This window comes from Mycobacterium sp. AMU20-3851 (assembly GCF_043974665.1).
Lineage (GTDB): Bacteria > Actinomycetota > Actinomycetes > Mycobacteriales > Mycobacteriaceae > Mycobacterium.
Map to the genome: position 1 here is coordinate 5,929,076 of NZ_CP146371.1, position 17,765 is coordinate 5,946,840.

Consider the following 17,765-nt stretch of genomic DNA (forward strand, 5'->3'; position numbering starts at 1 on the left):
GTGCGACGCGCTCTGGTGACCAACGACGACGGCATCGATTCGCCGGGCCTGCACGCGCTGGCCGCGGCGGCGGTGGCGGCCGGATTGGACGTGATCGTGGCCGCCCCCGCCGAACAGTCCAGTGGCGCCAGCGCCGCCTTGAGTGCGATACGCCGGGACGGCCACACGGTGGTCGAACGCCGGGCCCTGCCGCAACTCGACGGGGTGCAGGCTTGGGCGGTGCACGCCCAGCCCGGACACATCGTCGCCGCCGCGCTCAACGGCTGGTTCGATCCGGTACCGGAGCTGGTGCTGTCCGGGATCAACCACGGCGCGAACATCGGTCGCGCCGTGCTGCATTCGGGCACCGTGGGGGCTGCCCTCACCGCGAAGATCAACGGCACCCGGGCGGTGGCGGTATCGCTGGATGTGGCGCTGCACCCCACCGGCGAGCGGCACTGGGCCACCGCCGCCGGGCTGCTGCGCCCGGTGCTGGAACTGGTCTTCGCGGCACCGCAGGACACGGCGCTGTCCCTGAACGTGCCGGACCGGCCGGCCGACGAGCTGGGCCCGATCCGCCACGCGCGGCTCGCTCGCGGCGGGGCGGTACAGACCCGGGTCGAGGAGATCCGTGACGGTGGTCTGCGGCTGGCCGAGGTCGAGATGTCCAACGAGCCGGAGGAAGGCACCGACAGCACCCTGCTGGCCGCCGGGCATCCGACACTCACGGCGCTGCGGTCGGTGGACGCGGACGAAGGCGATCTGGTGCGTCAGTGGTTGGACGATGGTGACCGTGCGGGCTCGCGCCCCTAGGACAGGCTCGACACGAAGTCCCGGACATGCACCGCTGCCGTGGAATCCGGTGGGATCGCCCGGTGCGCAATCTGCACCAGTAGCGGGTCCTCATCGAGCAGCAGGCGGCTGAGCCCCAGGGCGGCACAGGTTTTCAACGCAGGCTGCAGCACATCGGCGGCGTCGTCACCTCGCCCGGCGCCGGCGAGGCAGCCCGCGAGCTGTACGGTCGCACGCAGATACGCCCGCGGTCGGTTGGCCCGATCCACCCGGCGCCGACGCGCCCGCGCCCGCTCACACGCCTCGGTCAACGCCGTCGCCGAGCCGCCTGCCCGCAGCAGACGGATCTGGGCGTCCTCCATGAATTCAGCAGTGTCGCTACTCATGTCATCTGTTGCACCGGCCGCGATCCGGCAGGCGACGGCATCGGTTACCGGCTCACCGGACAGGGTGGCGATCCGCGCGCTCTCGTACAACAATCCCGCCTGCAGCCGCGACAGGTTCAGCATCCGGGCCACCTCGAGGCCATCGGTCAGCCGGCGCTGAGCACCGGGAAGGTCACCGCGGGCGGCCGCCAGCCGGGCGCCGGTGCCATGGCAGGCCAGCATGAAGTCGACGAGTCCGCCCTCGGCACCCAACTCGCAGGCCTGGTCGAGCAGCGTCTGTGCCTCCTCGAATTCTCCGTGCTCATAGAGCAACTCACCGAGCAATGAACCCGCCAGCTTGGCGACATAGCTGGGCCCGCCGGACTCCGACAGAGCTATCCGCCGCGCATGTCGAAGGTGCGCTTCGGCTCCCGCGATGTCGAGTTGCTCGTTGGCCGCGATGGCGGCGAAACAGTACCCGTAGCTGGCGCTCAAGGCCCCCGATACCCGGGAGTGGAAGTCTCGTCCCCAGCGCTGCCAGCGCAACGCTTCATCGAACGCGAAGGTGCGCACCGCCCGGTGCGATGCCAGATCCGCGGTACGGCACAGGATGAACGGGCTCAGCCGGTCGGACCTGGCCACGCAGGCCCGGACTGCGGCATCGATCGTCTCGGGATCGATCCGGTCCTGAAACGCGGCCATCACCGAACGAATCAGGTCGATCTCGGCGCGCAGGTCGGCCGCCTCGTCCGTCGCGAGACCGTCCAAGCCGAGTTCGGCGAGGCGCAGCGCATCCAGCGCCGCGGGCAGACGGTGCAACACCACGTTCGCCCAGGCCAGGTCGACCTGCAGCCTGGGCCGCGCATCCCGTTCGGCGGCGGGTAGCTTGTCGGCGAGCCCGATCAGCGTCCGCATCCGGGACTGCTCCATCAGGTCGGTGGCCACCTGCTCCACGGTGTCGACGGCCACGGCCGGGTCACCGGCCAGCAGCAGATGATCGACGGCCTGACTGAGCATCTGGTTGTCGGTGAACCACCGCGCCGCAGTGCGGTGCAGCTGCGGGATCCGGTCCTCGGCGTCGCGTTCCAGTCGGTGCAGCAGGTACTCGGCGAACAGGTGGTGGTACTCGAACCACGACCCCTGAGCATCGGTCCTGCGTAGGAACAGATCCCGTCGCTCGATCTCTTCGAGCATGGCGCGGCTGCGCCGGTGGCCGGTCAGCGCGGTGGCCAGCCCACTGCAGATCTGCTTGGGAATGCTGGTGGCCAGCAGGAAGTCGAGCACGTCAGGTGCCAGGTTGTCCAGGACGTTGGAGGCCAGGTACTCCCCGAGCGCGGTATCCCGTCCGGTCAGTTGCCCGATGACCGCGGCCGGCTCCGCTTGTTCACGCAGGCTCAGGGAAGCCAATTGCAGGGCGGCCGCCCACCCGTCGGTATGCTCCTCGATCGCGGCGATGTGGTCGGCACTGAGCGTGATACCGCACTGATCGACCAGCATCGACGCGGATTCGGCTGTGTCGAAACGCAATTGCGATGCGTCGATCTCGACCAGTTCACCCTGGACGCGCAGGGTGCCGAGCGGCAGCACCGGACGGGTCCGGCTGGCGACGATCAAATGCAGGTGGTGGCAACTGTTTTCGACCAGATAGCAGAGCGCATCGGTGGTCTCCTGGCTTTCCGCGCGGTGCCAGTCATCCAGAATCAGCACCAGAGTGCGCTTGTCCTCGTGCAGCCGGGTGATCAGCGTGTTCAGCACATAGGTCGGCGCGTTGTCCAGGTGCCCGTCGAGTTCCTGTTGCAGGATGTCGGCCAGGTCGGGCATCGTCGTGCGGATCGCCTCGATCAGGTGGGCCAGAAACCAACCCACGTTGTTGTCGTCGGCATCGATGGCCAGCCAGGCGCCGCTGAGCCCCTCGCGGATCAGTTGGTCGGCCCACTGCGCGGCCAGGGTGCTCTTGCCGTACCCGGCCGGGGCGTGGATGAGGACCAGTTTGGACCGGTCGGTCGAGCGCAGCCGGTCCAGGATGCGGGTACGCGCGACGGTCGGCCGGTTGCAGGGCGGCGGCCGGAACCGCGTCGGGGCGCTGGGTGGATACCGGCGGCGGCCGCCCGAGGACCCGCCGGTTACCCGCATCGGCGGTTCGACACCCACCGGTAGCCCCGCGGCGTCGGCGACGGGCGGCAGCTCGAGCGGGACCTCGGCGATGACGAGTCCGATCTCGGCGCCCGCGGCGCGCAATGATTCCCCGAAATCAACGGCCGAGGCCGGCCGGCGGGCGGGATCGATCTGCAGTCCGGCCTCCAGCGCCGAGGCCACCGCCTCGGGGACACCGGCGGGGCGCAGGTCCGGGATCGGCCCCTGCTGCACGCGGCGGACGAACGCCACGACGTTCTCGGTCGGTTCGAAGACGAACGGCGGGCGGCCGTGGAGCAGGGCGAACAGGGTCGCCGCCAGACCGTAGACATCGGCGGCGACCGACGGCGCGCCGCCGTCGTACAACTCCGGCGCGGTGTAGGACGGCGACCCGGCGACCACGTCCTTCGCGAGATCGCGAGCGCCGGCGATCCGGGCGATCCCGAAGTCGCTGAGCTGGGGTTCTCCGTAGTCGGTGAGCAACACGTTGGGCGGCTTCACGTCCCTGTGCAGCACACCGGCGCGGTGCGCGGTCTCCAACGCCCCCGCCAGCCGCACCCCGATGGGCAGGACCTCCTCCAGCGCCATCGGACCGTGGCCCTTGACCCAGGCGCCCAGGTTGTCGCGGCGGTAGTAGGGCATCACGATGTAGGGCCGGCCGGCGAAGGTGAGCCCTCCGTGCAGCACCGGCACGATATTGGGGTGCCCGGACACCCGTCCCATCGCGCGCTGCTCCCGATTGAACTGCTCGATGTCCATGTCGTCGGGATCGGAGTTGAGCACCTTGATCGCGACCACGCGGTCCATCGACGGCTGCCGGCAGCGGTAGACCACACCGAATCCGCCGCGGCCCACCGGTTCGGCAACCTCGAAGCCCTCGGCCTCCAGTTCGGCCACGATTCCGGTCGAGGACCGCTGCTGCGTGACTTCGATATCACCCATCGATATCACCCATCGCCAACCCCACCACCGCATCGGAAGCGCACGTCGCCGCTATCTTCACGGTACTCCCGGCACTACCGTCGAGGAGGTGTCGAGGCGCCAAGTCATCCGGGCCTGTGCCGCGGGATTGCTCTCGGTCGCGGCGCTCTCGTCCTGCGGTCATCCGGCGGCGGTTACACCGCCGGCCGCCATACCGCAGAACCCCAGCACCTCGGCGGTCACGCCGGGGACGGATTTCGCGGCGGTGTCCCGATCGGTGCGCGACGCGATCACGGCGCACCGACTGCCCGGCGCCGTGGTCCAGATCGGCCACGACGGCAACATCGTCTACCGGCAGGCCTTCGGGTCGCGCAAGCTCGACGGCGAACCCGGGTTGAACGGGTCGCCCGCACCCGCCGAACCGATGACCGAAGACACCCTGTTCGACCTGGCGTCGTTGACCAAGAGCATCGCGACCTCGACCGCCCTGTTCCAGCTGTACGAACGCGGTCTCGTCCGCATTGACGAACCGGTGCAGGACTATCTGCCCGAGTTCAACCCCGCGCACGATCCACGACGCGAGCGGGTGACGCTGCGCATGCTGCTCACCCACTTTTCGGGTATCGCAGGCGATCTGAGCCTCGACGGGCCGTGGGGACTGGATCGGCCCGCCAAGGATGAAGGTGTCCGCCGCGCCCTCGCGGCCTGGGTGGTATTCGAACCCGGGACGATGTTCCACTACTCCGACATCAACTTCATCCTGGTCGGCGCGATCATCGAGAAGATCACCGGTCAACCGCTGGACAGCTATGTACAGGAGCACGTCTTCGGGCCGCTCGGCATGGCCGACACGCACTACCTGCCGGTCGGCAAGGCGTGTGGCCCGCACCGGGTTCGGGGCACCGCCGTCGCGCTCGACGGTTATCCCCCCTGGGCGGGACGGTGCCCGCCGGGCACCTGGAACACCGGCTTGTTGGCGCGGGTGGCGCCCACCGCGCTCGACGAGGACACCCCGGGCCTCAATCCCGATCACGGATTTCCGTTGCGGGGCACCGTGCATGACCCGACCGCGCGGCGGATGGGCGGGGTGAGCGGCAGCGCCGGGGTGTTCTCGACGGTCGATGACGTCGGCCGGTTCGCCCAGGCGTTGCTGGACCGGCTGGCCGGCCGTTCGAGTGCCTTTCCGCTGGAGCAATCCACCCTGGCGTTGATGACGTCTCCGCAACAACCCGGGCACACCCCTCATCAGCTGGCCGCGGCGAACGACGCTGCCCGTCAGGCTGGTTCGGCGCCGGCCTATCCGGCCGTCGCCGGTCAGGATCTGCGCGGTTTCGGCTGGGATATCGACACACCGCATTCCCGGCCCCGCGGAATGCTGTTCCCGATCGGCAGTTTCGGCCACACCGGCTTCACCGGGGTGACGCTGTGGATCGATCCCGGATCGGACACGTACGTGGTGGTGCTCGCGAACGTGATCCACCAGCGCGGCGGCCCACCGATCATCGGACTCAGCGGCACGGTGGCCACCGAGGCCACCCGGGCGCTCGGGCTCTACCGAAACTAGCTGCTACGCGGCAAATTTCGGCGGACTGGCTTTTTATTTTTTCTTGGGTATGGTCGGGGACGAAGCACTCAAGAAAGGCGCAGGAAATGGCTGATAAATCCCCGAATCGCGTCGCCAAGAAACCCTCGATGGACATCAAGGAACGGCGCGCCCTCAAGCGCGCGAAAGCCGCCGAAGTGGCACTCACCCAGACCCGGCGCAAGCGGCCCGAGCGCGCCTGATGTCCTGGTAAGGACCTTTTCGAGGGGTCGAGGGGCGACCGCGCTGACGCACGTCGGCGTGCGGTCGCCGCCCGCTCTGCTCGCCACTCCCGCACCACAATTTCTGTTTTTCGCGGTAGTCGCATTGATGGCGCGTCGAAATAATCGACCGCAATTGATCCCGATTTCTTTTCGGACCGTTCGACGTATTCGCTTTTTCGGCGTCGGAATTCTCGTACGTCGGCCACGGTCTGCGGCAACCCAGAGCAGGAGGTTCTCGTGAGCATGCGAGCGCCCGACCATCCACCGGTGATCATCCTTGGCCGGCATACCGAACTGGTCGACGCCTTCGTCACCGCATTCGAACGCCACGGTGTGATGGCCCTGCACGGGGACACCGCGGTCGAACAGGCCGACGATGCCGCCGACTCGATCATCCTGATCCTCGACGAGACCCGTGGCGATTCTCTGTTCTCCGGCCATCGTCTGGCTACATCCAAGCGGCGAACGCGGTTGTACCAGAACGCTGTCTGCGAGTCGGCGGTCGCCGTCGCGCTCAGGACGGGTCCGCGGCGGCTGCTCGTCGTGTGCGATGCCCGACACCTGTCCTTCGGCCAGCGGATCCGAGTGATCAGCTGGATCCGGCAGTTGCTGCACCGCGTCGGCTACGAATGCGCGATCAACGGTCTGCAGAACCTGGTCACCCGTTACGCCCTGATCGACCATGCCGACGAGGTGGCCTGCACGGCGGAACGCGCCGTCGATTGGCACCGCGGGCACCCGGCAGACGGATCTGCGCCACAGGTACGGGTGTCGCCCTGTGGTCCGTGATAGGCAGAACAGGTGGACACCCAACCCCCGCTGTTGTTCGCGCTGGATCTGACCGGCACGTTCGTGTTCGGGCTCAACGGCGCCCTGACGGCGCTGCGTGCCACCCATCTCGACGTGGTCGGCGTGGTCACACTCGGCATGATGACGGCGCTCGGCGGCGGGGTGATCCGCGACATCCTCATCGGCGCGCTGCCGCCGGCGACCTTTCTGTACTGGCCCTACTTCACCCTGGCGATGGTCGGTGCGCTCATCGCGTTCGTGCTCAACCGCCCGCTGGCCCGATTCGAGATGTCCCTGACGACACTCGATGCGATCGGGTTGAGCGTGTTCGCGGTCATCGGGGCCAGTAAGGCGGTGGCGGCCGGGCTCGGGGCCGGTCCGGCCGTGGTGCTCGGGGTCATCACCGCGGTGGGCGGCGGCACCATCCGCGATGCGCTGGTCGGGCAGGTTCCGACCGTGTTGCGCAGCGAGCTCTACGCCATCCCGGCGCTGGTGGCCGCCGCCATCACGGTGGCAACCATCGGTACCGGCACCTACGGGTTGCCCGCCGCGCTGGGGGCCGTTGCGGCGTGCTTCGTCATCCGGATGCTCGGGGTCCGCTACAACATCAACGCCCCGCGCCCACCCGGGCACTCCGGGGATATGCCGGGGTGACTATGCCCGGTACTGCTCGACAAGGGAGGCGTACTCGTCGAGTAGTTTCAGTGCTTCGTCTCGCGGGACAGACGGCAGCAACAGTCCCAGTTGGCCGAATCCCAATTCCTCGGCGGCGCTCCAGTATTCCCGGTCGATGGGGGTGCCGAACATCGCCAGCGGGATATCCCGGCCGGCGCCCTCGCGCATCTGTGTGATGCGCGCGGACAGGTCCTTCGGGGAGAGCGGATTGGAGATCCATCCCGCCTCGTGCCGGATGACCCGCCTCACGGTGGCATCCGAGTTGCCGCCGATGAAAATCGGTGGGTGGGGTTTCTGCACCGGCTTGGGTCGGCTGTACGTCAGCTCGAAATCGACATGACGACCGTGGTATTCGGCAGGTTCAGAGGTCCACAGCGCCTTGACGGCCTCGATGCTCTCGTCCAGTCGTGCGCCACGGGTCTTCGGGTCGGTGCCGTGGGCCCGCATCTCCTCCAGGTTCCAGCCGGCGCCCACCCCGAAGACGAATCGGCCCCCGGAGATCAGGTCGATACTCGCGGTTTCCTTGGCGGTGTGGATCGGATCGCGTTGGATCAACAATGCGACACCGGTGAACAATTCGATCGTCGACGTGACTGCGGCCGCGGCGGCGAGCGTCACGAACGGGTCGAGGGTCTTGTAGTACTTCGCAGGAAGGTCACCACCCGAGGGGAAGGCCGACTCCCGGCTGACCGGGATGTGCGAGTGTTCGGCCACCACCAGGGAATGGAAGCCGCGTTCCTCGATCGCGCGGCCCAGCGATACCGGGTCGATACTGTCGTCGGTCACGAAGGTGGATATTCCGAACTTCATACCGTCAACCGTAACGCCGACCGAGCGCGGGAGATACGGTCACAACACCGACGTGCGCGCTCCCACCGGCGGGTAGGCGAACCACGGCGCAGGAACCACGGTGTATCCCAGATCCATCAGGATCCCGAGCTCCACCGGGCTCAGGGCGATGTTGTCGGGCCCCATGCCGGCGGCCGCATGATCCATCATCACGTGATTCGGCCCGGAGAACACATTGTCGTCCAGGTGTGAGATCGAGCTGCCGCCCTCCCAGACTGCCGGTGTGTACAGCGGGACCGGCCGACCACCATAGGCGGCCATGGCGTTGGCGCCGCTGAAGAACATGCCGCCGTCGAACCCGGTCAGGTATCGGTCGTAGGTGGGGTCCCAATGGTAGGTCTCGTCGTCGATCGGTGAGTCTTCCTGCCTGGTGGTGACGAAACTGGCGTAGATGGACCAGGCCGTCTGCTCGGTGTTACCTGGGTTTCGGAAACCCGAGGTCCACCCGAAGGAGTGCAGGAGTTCGTGCATGACCGTCGAGGTGAAGTCGTAGTCGTCGCTTCCGACCGAGGGGTAGAAGCCCCAGTCCCAGGCCCAGTTCCAGTCGATCTCACCGTCTGTCTCGTCACCGTTGGCGTCTACGCCGTCGATCAGCTTCTGTTGGACCACGGTCTGCCAGAACCCCGCGTCCTCACCGGCCAGATCGCTGCCGGCGGCGGCCAGGTAGCCGTCCGGCGTGAACTCGCTGTTGACGGTGTAGGTCAGGACGGTCTTCTGATTCACAAGGAAGTAGACCGCCAGCCGCCTGGCCGACTGGTACAGCTGTTCCCTGGCCTCATCGGTGAAGTAGCCGTCGGGATCGTTGTAGGTGAACTCGAAGTCGATCGCGTTCTGGTTGACCAACATGCTCGCCGCAGCGCCGGAAGCGCGGAACGGCTGGATGAGGTTGACGTGCAGGCCCCGGTCGACGGCCCCGATGACGAAGGTGTCCACGCCATCGAATTCCGCTGCGGGCGTGTAGGTGTAGGTTCCGTCGACATTGAGTTCCAGCGTGCCGAACCGCGGCCCCTTCACCACCCGGTAGACGATCTTGTCCCCTTCGGGATCCGTTGCCCTGGCTTGACCGACGATGGTGCCCAGGCCACTGCTCACCGAGTAGGTCTCGTTCATCGTGGGCGCCAGGTTGAAGAACGTCCGCCGCATCGTCCACATCGTGCCGATGAATGCGTCCTCCAGTGGCTGCGGCAACGGCAAGGACAGAATCACGAGCCGGATGTTCGACGTCGTCGCCGCGATGATCGCGGAGGTGTTGGCCTGCCAGGGATTTCCCGCCTTCGCGACCTGCTTGATGGCCCATGGGTCACCCACGGCCGGTACTGCGGCGGCAGAGATGGATGGCTGCGTTTGGCCGCCGGTCGTGCCGGGAACGAGATGCGACCTGGGTGCGGCCGATGGCCGGGGCGCCGGAGTCACCTCGTCGTCGGTCGTGGTGTTCTCGATCGTGGTGTCGCGGGTCCCGGTGTCGTCGAGATCGGTGGCGCCGGCCTCGGTGTCGTCCAGATCGAGATCTACGGCGTCGGTGTCGTCCAGATCGGTGTCGTCCAGATCGGCGTCATCGGAACCGGAGTCCGTGTCACCGAACGTGTCGTCTGAGTCCGTGCCGTCTGAGTCAGTGTCGTCGCCGGAATCGGTGTCCGAGTCGCCGAGCGTGTCCTTGGAGTCGGAGTCCTCGCCCTGGGCGTCGGACGATTTATCCTGTCCCGCTTCGCTCTTCGATGATCCGCTGTCCGAGGATGCACTCGCCGAGGAGGACGAGCTGCCGTCATCGGCGGCGGCAACCGCCGCCTGCGGACCCACCAGCGACATGCCCCACAGCGCGGCGCCCATGCCCGCGGAGGCGGCGCCCATCTGCAGCCAACGTCGTACGGCAAAGTCCTCGGAACGGCGAGCGCGACTACGACGGGCCATATTGTCCTCTTCGTCAATTTTTGAAATTTGAACGGAAATGTACAACGCAGTGGACCCGGCGTTGAGCCAGTTTCCGAAAAACATGCCGACGCGCGCGCAGTTTCACCATCCGCGCCCGTGGGCATGTCCTCGGGATGAAAACGGTGATGGCCGCGACCGGCGGACTTGTGGCCGGTGTCCTGATCGGCAGGCGGGTGCCGGCACCGCATGTCGAGGAGCGCAGTCCGGACCGCGGCGACGAGCAGATCGCGATCGCGGCGCCGGACCCCACGGACGCGCCCGATCCCGACGATCCGTCCAAGCCGGATTCGCCCGCCGACCTGACCAAGCCGTCGGTGTTCTACGTCCTGCGCAAGACGGCTCGCGAGTTCACTTCCGATCAGTGCACCGACCTCGCCGCCGCCCTGACCTACTACGCCGTGCTGTCCCTGTTCCCGGCGTTGGTCGTGATGGTGTCGCTGCTCGGCGTCTTCGGTCAGGGCGAACGAACCACCGACGCGGTCCTGCAGATCGTCGACGATCTCGGCCCGTCCTCCGCCGTCGACACGCTACGGGCGCCGATCCAGCAACTCGTGGAGGCACCGTCGGCAGGGTTCGCGTTGATCATCGGCATCGCCGGCGCGCTGTGGTCGGCATCGGGATACATCGGCGCGTTCGGGCGTGCGATGAACCGGGTCTACGAGGTCGACGAAGGCCGGCCGGTCTGGAAGCTGCGACCCATCCAGCTACTGCTGACCTTCGTCGGGTTGGTCTCCGCAGCGGCGGTCGCATTCATGCTGGCAGTCAGCGGCCCGATAGCGGCGGCGATCGGTGACGTCATCGGGCTCGGGCCCGCGGCGCAGACGGTCTGGAACATCGCGCGCTTCCCGGTGATCCTCATCCTCGTCACCGGCGCCGTCGCCGTGCTGTACTACGCAGCGCCGAACGTCGAGCAGCCCAAGTTCCGCTGGATCAGCGTCGGGGCGGCGGTGGCCATCCTGCTGTGGGTCGCCGCATCCGTCGGGTTCGGTTTCTACGTCGCCAACTTCGGCAGCTACAACAAGACCTACGGCGCGCTGGCCGGGGTGATCGTGTTCTTGCTGTGGTTGTGGATCACCAACCTGGCTCTGCTCTTCGGCGCCGAGCTGGACGCCGAACTGGAGCGTGGCCGCCAGCTTCAGGCGGGTATCGCCGCCGAGCGCGACCTCCAGTTGCCGGCCCGGGACGACCGCGTCTCGGAGAAGAACCGGGCCAAGGAGGAAGCCGACGTCCGGCAGGGGCGAGCGCTGCGTGAGTCCCTGGGACGCCACAGTGATGACCAGCACAGCACCGGCTGACCTGAGACGTTTCCCCTGAATCCCCCCGCATGGATGCACAGGGATGTCGTCCGGGCCGACTACCATTCCTCCGGCACCCCCTTGGCCCCGACGGAGAGAAACCAGCAGTGAGCTACACCGCCGCCGACATCACCGAGCTCGACGATGTCCAGCACACCCGCCTGCGGCCGGCGGTGAACCTCGGGCTCGATGTGCTCAACACCGCCCTGCGGGAGATCGTCGACAACGCCATCGAAGAGGTCGCCGTCCCCAGCCACGGCGGGTCATGCGTGACGATCACCCTGCACACCGACGGGTCGGTGAGCGTGGCCGACGACGGGCGCGGGCTGCCCGTCGACACCGACCCGACCACCGGCAAGAACGGCATCGTCAAGACGCTGGGCACCGCGCGGGCCGGCGGCAAGTTCTCCGCACACACCGATGCGGCCAGTACCGGCGCCGGCCTGAACGGAATCGGTGCTGCGGCAGCGGTGTTCATTTCCGCACGCACCGACGTCACGGTGAAACGGGCCGGCAAGACCTACCTGCAGAGCTTCGGCGCCGGCTATCCCGGTGTGTTCGAAGGTGACGAGTTCGACCCGGACGCCCCGTTCACCCGGGCCGACACCCAGACACTCCGTGGTGTCGGCAACCGCAAGCCCAACGTGCACGGCACCACCGTGCGGATCCTGTTCGATCCGAGCGTGGTGCCCGATTCCAGCGTGGACGTCGGCGAGGTGCTGCTGCGTGCGCACGCCGCGGCCCGGATGTCCCCCGGTGTGCACCTGGTCGTGGTCGACGAGGGTTGGCCTGGCGAGGAGATCCCGCCGGCCCTGCTCGAGCCGTTCAGCGGCCCGTGGGGCAGCGACACCCTGCTCGATCTCATGTGCACCGCCGCCGGCACCCCGGCCCCCGGGGTCCGCGCCGTGGTCGAGGGCCGCGGCGAGTACACCACCGGCCGCGGACCGACACCTTTCCGCTGGTCCCTGACGGCAGGGCCGGCCGAACCGGCGACGGTCGCGGCGTTCTGCAACACGGTGCGCACCCCCGGCGGCGGGTCGCATCTGACCGCCGCCATGAAAGGCCTGTCCGAGGCGCTGGCCGACCGGGCGTCCCGGATCCGGGACCTGGGCCTGGCCAAGGGTGAGGACGGGCCCGAGCCGCAGGACTTCGTCGCGGTGACCGCGCTGGCGGTGGACACCCGCGCCCCCGATGTGGCGTGGGACTCCCAGGCCAAGACCGCGGTGTCGTCCCGATCGCTGAATGTGGCGATGGCCCCGGACGTGGCACGCAGCGTCACCATCTGGGCGGCCAACCCGGCCAACAACGACACCGTCACGCTGTGGACGAAGCTGGCGCTGGAGTCCGCCCGGGCCCGGCGCAGCGCCGAGGGCGCCAAGGCCCGGTCCCGGGCCGCGTCCAAGGCCAAGGGCCTGGGCACCAACCTTTCGCTGCCGCCCAAGCTGCTGCCGAGCCGGGAGTCCGGACGCGGCTCGGGCGCCGAACTGTTCCTGTGCGAGGGCGACTCGGCGCTGGGCACCATCAAGGCCGCCCGCGACGCGACCTTCCAGGCCGCCTTCCCGCTGAAGGGGAAGCCGCCCAACGTCTACGGCTACGCGCTGAGCAAGGCGCGGGGCAAGGACGAGTTCGACTCCATCGAACGCATCCTGGGCTGTGGGGTGCGCGACAACTGCGACCCGGAACTGTGTCGCTACGACCGGATCCTGTTCGCCTCCGACGCCGACCCGGACGGCGGCAACATCAACTCCAGCCTGATCTCGATGTTCCTGGACTTCTACCGCCCGCTGGTCGAGGCCGGGATGGTGTACGTGACGTTGCCTCCGTTGTTCGTGGTCAAGAACGGCGACGAGCGGATCTACTGCCAGGACGAGTCCGAGCGTGACGCTGCGGTGGCCCGACTGAAGGAGAGCTCCAAGAAGCGGGTGGAGGTGCAGCGCAACAAGGGCCTCGGCGAGATGGATGCCGACGACTTCTGGACCACCGTGCTGGATCCGGAGCGGCGCACCGTGATTCGGGTTCATCCGGACGACGGCGAGAAGAAGCTGCATCACACGCTGTTCGGTGGGCCGCCCGAGGGACGACGCACGTGGATGGCCGACGTGGCCTCCCGCATCGACACCTCCGCACTGGATCTGACCTGAGAGATCGTAGGTAGAAGACTGTGACCGCCACCCTGGACGTTCCCGAGCAGAACCCGGATCTGGTGCTCGACCAGAGCGCCGACGACTACTGGAACCAGTACCAGCTGACCTTCGCGCTGTACAGCGTCAGCGACCGCGCCATCCCGTCGGCCTATGACGGGCTCAAGCCTGGTCAGCGCCGGCTGCTCTACCAGATGCACGACTCGAAACTGTTGCCCGGCAACAAACCGCAGAAGTCCTCGAAGGTGTGCTCGGCAGTCACCGGCAACCTGCACCCGCACGGCGGCGCGTCGATGTACGGCGCGGCAGCACTGATGGCCGCCGAGTTCCAGCGCGTGAAAGTCATCGACGGACAGGGCGCTTTCCCGCGCATTCAGGGCGACATCCCGGCCGCCGACCGGTACACCGAGATGCGGTTGTCTCCCCCTGGCGCGGCGCTGACCGCCGAGCTCGACAGTCACGCGGTGCCGATGGTGCCGACGTTCGACGGCGAGTGGATCGAGCCGACCTGGCTGCCGGCCCAGTGGCCGGTGCTGCTGTGCAACGGTGCGGTCGGTATCGCCGAGGGCTGGGCCACCAAGGTGCCGGCCCATAATCCGCGCGAGATCATGGCTGCCTGCCGGGCACTGCTGAAAACGCCGAACATGACCGACGACCGGCTGGTCAAGCTCATCCCGGGTCCGGACTGGGGCTGCGGCGCCCGGGTCATCGGCGAGAACGGCCTGCGCGAGTACATCACCACGGGCCGCGGCCAGTTCACCGTGCGCGGCACGATCTCGGTGGACGGCAAGAACTGTGTTATCACCGAGCTGCCGCCGGGGGTGGCGAGTAACACTGTGCAGGAACGGATCCGGGCCCTGGTGGAGTCCGGTGAGATGTCCGGTGTGGCCGATATGTCCGACCTGACCGACCGCCGTAACGGGCTGCGGATCGTGGTGACCGCCAAGCGTGGTCACAGCGCCGAGCAGATCCGCGACCAGTTGCTGGCGTTGACCCCGCTGGAGTCGACCTTCGCCGCCAGCCTGGTCGCCCTCGATGAGAACCGGGTGCCGCGCTGGTGGTCGGTCCGCGAACTGATCGCCGCGTTCCTGCATCTGCGGGACTCGGTGGTGTTGCGCCGCAGCGAGTACCGGCTGGAGAAGGTTGCCGCCCGCCGACACCTGGTGTCGGGCCTGATGCTGATCCACCTCGACATTGATACTGCTGTCGCGATCATTCGAGCGTCCGACACCGTCGACGACGCCCGCCAGGGCCTGCAGGAGCGGTTCAAGATCGACGCCGAGCAGGCCGACTACGTGTTGAGCCTTCAGCTGCGCCGGTTGACCCGTCTCGACGTGATCGAGTTGCAGGCCGAGGCCGAGAAGTTGGACGCCGAGTACGCCGAGCTGACCGAGCTGGTGACCAATCCGGACGCGCGCCGGGTGGTGATCGACAAGGAGCTCGTCGAGACCGCGAAGTTGTTCAAGGGAGCCGAGTACGACCGCCGCACCGTGCTGGATTTCGAGGCGACCCCGGTGACCGCCGGCGCCGGCGAGGACGGGCCACGCGAGCGGAAGGTCAACGCGGCCTGGCGCCTCGACGACCGGGGCGTGTTCTCCGACAGCCACGGCGAGCTGCTCAGCTCGGGTCTGGGCTGGGCGGTGTGGACCGACGGCCGGATCAAGTTCACCACCGGCGGTGGCCTGCCCTACAAGATCCGCGACATTCCGGTGGCCCCGGACATCACCGGGCTGCTGCGTTCGGGGATGCTGCCCGACGGTTATCACCTGGCGCTGGTCACCCGGCGCGGGAAGATCCTGCGGATCGATCCGGCCGCGGTGAACCCGCAGGGCGTGGCGGGCAACGGGGTGGCCGGGGTGAAGCTCAGCGGCGACGGGGACGAAGTGATTGCCGCACTGCCGGTTTCATGCGCCAACGGCGAGGCGATCCTGTCGCTGTCGGAGAAGAGCTGGAAGGTCACCGACGTCGCCGACATCCCGGTCAAGGGCCGCGGCGGTGCCGGTGTCGGGTTCCACCCGTTCGTCAAGGGCGAGGATGTCCTGCTGGCGGCGACGATCTCGGCGACGGGATACGTGCGCGGCAAGAAGGCGGTGCGCGCCGAGAACCGGGCGAAGGCCTCGATCAAGGGGTCCGGCGTGGATGTGACGCCGGCCGAGTAGGCGGGGCGGTGCACCGCCGATATTCGAGTGGTGCACTACGCAGGTGACTGCCGCCGGCCTCAGCGATATTCGAGCGGACGCCGGTTCACCTCAGGAGCAGCCATGGCCACAGTTCCCCCGCCGATCCCGCGGCTGACGACGATCGACGAAGTCATCGACGCGATCTCGTCGATCATCGACTGGTCGGTCGTCGAGTCCAGCAGGTTCGGCTACTTCGCCGCGCTGTACAAGCGGATCACCATTGCGGTTGCCACCGCGATCGACGACGGCGCGTTTCACGATGGACCGACGATGGAGCGGTTCGACGTCGCCTTCGCTCAGCGCTACTTCGACGCGGTGAACGGTCATCTCCACCCCGGACGCTTCAAGCGCCCGACGCGGTCCTGGCAGGTCACCTTCGATGCCGCGAACAACGGTGGACCGGTCATCCTGCAGCACATGCTCGGCGGCATCATGGCGCATATCCTGCTCGACCTGGGCATCATCGCCCGCGACATGGCTCCCCGGCTGGGCGACATCCGTGCGGATTTCAACACCATCAACGCGGTGCTTGCCAGCCAGGTCGAGGCGATCGTCGAAGACATCAACGAGCTCTCACCGGCACTTGCCGACGTCTATGCCGTCCTCAAGCAGAACCAGATTCTGGTCATCAACGAAACCATCCGACAACTGCGCGACAGCGCGTGGCGGTTCGGCACGGTGTTGGCCGCCGAGCCCGGATTCGTCCGCCCAGCCACGATCTGGGTCCGCGACCATCAGATCGCCGGGCAGTCCGACGCCGTCTACCGACCGCCGTTGCTGATCGGCACCCTGCTCGATCGTGTCGGGGACCGCGAGAGCCGCGACATCGTCCGGAATCTACGTGTCCTCGACGAGATCGCCTCCACCGCAGCGCCGATCAAGACGGCGTTGTGAGGTCGGCGACAACCTCAGTCGGGTACCCGCCCTCACGACGGGGAAACGGCCCGGCCCGGGCAGCGCGCTTCGAACACCCGTATGCCGGGTATCCCGTCGCCCTATTCGGCGGGCGAGGCAAAGGAACTCCCATGAGTCAGACGAGGCAACGCGATCTGGGCAGTTCCGACAGCCCGATCGAGGACGAGCTGGAAGACGCCTTCAACAGGATGATCGACGAGGGCACTCAGCGTCTGCACCGCAGTTGGCGCGAGGTGCTGGTGACCGGCTTCTTCGGAGGCACCGAGGTGGCGATGGGGGTGCTGGCTTACCTGGCGGTGCTGCACGCCACCGGTGATCCGCTGCTGGCCGGTCTGGCGTTTTCGATCGGTTTCCTAGCTCTCTTGCTCGGCCGCAGTGAGCTGTTCACCGAGGGTTTCCTCGTCCCCATCACCACCGTGGCCGCCAAGCGGGCGAGTGTTCGGCAGCTGCTCAAACTCTGGAGTGGCACGTTGGCCGCCAACCTCGCCGGCGGGTGGGTCTTGATGTGGTTGATCACGCTGGCATTCCCCAAACTGCATGAGCAGGCGGTGGAGTCGGCCGGCCATTACGTCACGGCCCCGATATCCATTGAGACGGTGGCCTTATCCCTGCTCGGCGGGATGGCCATCACATTGATGACCCGTATGCAGCACGGCACCGATTCGATGGTCGGCAAGATCGCGGCCGCCGTCGCCGGCGCGTTCCTGCTCGCCGGCCTGCAGATGTTCCACTCAATCCTGGACTCGCTGTTGATCTTCGGCGCGATCGCCACCGGTGACGCCCCATTCGGGTACCTCGACTGGCTCGGCTGGTTCGGCTACGTCGTCGTCGGCAACGTCGTCGGCGGACTGGGCTTGGTGACACTGCTGCGACTGTTGCGCAGCAAGGACCGTATCGAGGAAGAACGCACCAAGGCCGACGCCGACGAGCCCTAGAAACGAGTCGGCCAGGCTCCCGCACGGCACCATCAATAACAACCGTCACTTTGTTAACATC

The 17,765-nt window shown here is 67.5% G+C and carries 13 protein-coding genes; 10 read left to right on the forward strand and 3 right to left on the reverse strand.

What is annotated here, in order from left to right:
- Entirely contained in the window at positions 1-792 is a 792-nt protein-coding gene (gene surE / locus V4U86_RS28480; RefSeq protein WP_395309169.1) for a 5'/3'-nucleotidase SurE, read from the forward strand.
- On the opposite strand, the gene V4U86_RS28485 is transcribed toward surE, so the two are convergent.
- Positions 789-4,211 carry a protein kinase domain-containing protein gene (locus V4U86_RS28485; RefSeq protein ID WP_395309170.1) on the reverse strand — a complete coding sequence of 1,141 codons (3,423 nt, stop codon included), beginning with the start codon at positions 4,209-4,211 and terminating at the stop codon, positions 789-791. The two genes, surE and V4U86_RS28485, sit on opposite strands and share 4 nt — an antisense overlap.
- An 88-nt stretch (positions 4,212-4,299) precedes the next feature.
- Here V4U86_RS28485 and V4U86_RS28490 point away from each other — a divergent pair, with 88 nt between their 5' ends.
- The 4 genes from V4U86_RS28490 to V4U86_RS28505 all read left to right on the forward strand — a co-directional run bounded on the left by V4U86_RS28490 (position 4,300) and on the right by V4U86_RS28505 (position 7,439).
- Positions 4,300-5,754, forward strand: coding sequence for a serine hydrolase domain-containing protein (locus V4U86_RS28490; RefSeq protein ID WP_395309171.1), 1,455 nt, complete (start codon positions 4,300-4,302; stop codon positions 5,752-5,754).
- Between the two features lie 86 nt (positions 5,755-5,840).
- Positions 5,841-5,975 (forward strand): hypothetical protein, encoded by a 135-nt coding sequence (locus V4U86_RS28495; protein WP_395309172.1) that lies wholly within the window; start codon positions 5,841-5,843, stop codon positions 5,973-5,975.
- Positions 5,976-6,233: 258 nt separating this feature from the next.
- Positions 6,234-6,785 (forward strand): hypothetical protein, encoded by a 552-nt coding sequence (locus V4U86_RS28500; protein ID WP_395309173.1) that lies wholly within the window; start codon positions 6,234-6,236, stop codon positions 6,783-6,785.
- A gap of 12 nt (positions 6,786-6,797) precedes the next feature.
- Positions 6,798-7,439: a trimeric intracellular cation channel family protein gene (locus V4U86_RS28505; RefSeq protein ID WP_395309174.1), complete on the forward strand. Its 642-nt coding sequence runs from the start codon at positions 6,798-6,800 to the stop codon at positions 7,437-7,439.
- Here the strand turns inward: V4U86_RS28505 and V4U86_RS28510 are convergent, their stop codons facing one another.
- Together V4U86_RS28510 and V4U86_RS28515 are read right to left on the reverse strand one after the other, a co-directional pair.
- Positions 7,440-8,270, reverse strand: a complete 831-nt coding sequence (locus tag V4U86_RS28510) for an LLM class F420-dependent oxidoreductase (RefSeq protein ID WP_395309175.1) — start codon at positions 8,268-8,270, stop codon at positions 7,440-7,442.
- Positions 8,271-8,309: 39 nt separating this feature from the next.
- Positions 8,310-10,157: an Ig-like domain-containing protein gene (locus tag V4U86_RS28515; RefSeq protein WP_395309176.1), complete on the reverse strand. Its 1,848-nt coding sequence runs from the start codon at positions 10,155-10,157 to the stop codon at positions 8,310-8,312.
- Positions 10,158-10,462: 305 nt separating this feature from the next.
- Between V4U86_RS28515 and V4U86_RS28520 the strand changes: the two genes are divergently transcribed.
- From V4U86_RS28520 to V4U86_RS28540, 5 genes are all read left to right on the forward strand, one after another.
- On the forward strand, positions 10,463-11,533 hold the full coding sequence (locus V4U86_RS28520; RefSeq protein ID WP_395312249.1) for a YihY/virulence factor BrkB family protein: 1,071 nt from the start codon (positions 10,463-10,465) through the stop codon (positions 11,531-11,533).
- A gap of 107 nt (positions 11,534-11,640) precedes the next feature.
- Positions 11,641-13,674 (forward strand): toprim domain-containing protein, encoded by a 2,034-nt coding sequence (locus V4U86_RS28525; protein ID WP_395309177.1) that lies wholly within the window; start codon positions 11,641-11,643, stop codon positions 13,672-13,674.
- Between the two features lie 20 nt (positions 13,675-13,694).
- Complete coding sequence (locus V4U86_RS28530) at positions 13,695-15,833, forward strand: DNA gyrase subunit A (RefSeq protein WP_395309178.1); 2,139 nt, start codon at positions 13,695-13,697, stop codon at positions 15,831-15,833.
- A 102-nt stretch (positions 15,834-15,935) separates the two neighbouring features.
- The gene (locus tag V4U86_RS28535) at positions 15,936-16,748 is read left to right on the forward strand and encodes a DUF5995 family protein (RefSeq protein ID WP_395309179.1); all 813 of its coding nucleotides are present in this window, start codon (positions 15,936-15,938) and stop codon (positions 16,746-16,748) included.
- A gap of 131 nt (positions 16,749-16,879) precedes the next feature.
- Positions 16,880-17,704, forward strand: coding sequence for a formate/nitrite transporter family protein (locus V4U86_RS28540; protein WP_395309180.1), 825 nt, complete (start codon positions 16,880-16,882; stop codon positions 17,702-17,704).
- Positions 17,705-17,765: the final 61 nt, after the last annotated feature.